Annotated in this window: 1 protein-coding gene; it reads left to right on the forward strand. The window is 32.7% G+C overall.

What is annotated here, in order from left to right:
• Positions 1–64 precede the first annotated feature (64 nt).
• Positions 65–431 (forward strand): glycosyltransferase (locus JQM82_RS16120; RefSeq protein ID WP_235251433.1); only part of this gene is annotated, 367 nt, incomplete at its 3' end.

Here is a 431-nt window from a genome sequence, read left to right on the forward strand (position 1 = left end):
GAGCAGTACCGTATAAGTTTTTCTGGCAGTAAATTGTTACATAAGCTTTAGAGGAATAATTAACATGAATACAAGAATTCTTTACCTGATATCCAACATGAGAGTGAGCAATGGTGTAACCAGCGTAATAATGAACTATGTGAGAAAGCTTCAGGGAGATGATTTTCAATTAGATTTTATTTCGCTCTACAACCGTGAATCACCATATATAGAAGAAATAAAAGGAAAAGGGTGTAATTTATGGGTTCTTCCAATCCGAAAAGAGAAAATAGATTTTATTGATTCTTATAAGCTGATGAGTACAATCTTGAAAACGGGTAATTACGATATAGTTCATTCACATTTAACTGGGAAATATTCAGTCATGTTAATGAAACTTGCAAAACATTATCATGTACCATGCAGAGTTTTACATAGCCATAATCCAAGAG

Source organism: Faecalicatena contorta (assembly GCF_021531995.1).
Taxonomy (GTDB): domain Bacteria; phylum Bacillota; class Clostridia; order Lachnospirales; family Lachnospiraceae; genus Dorea_A; species Dorea_A contorta_A.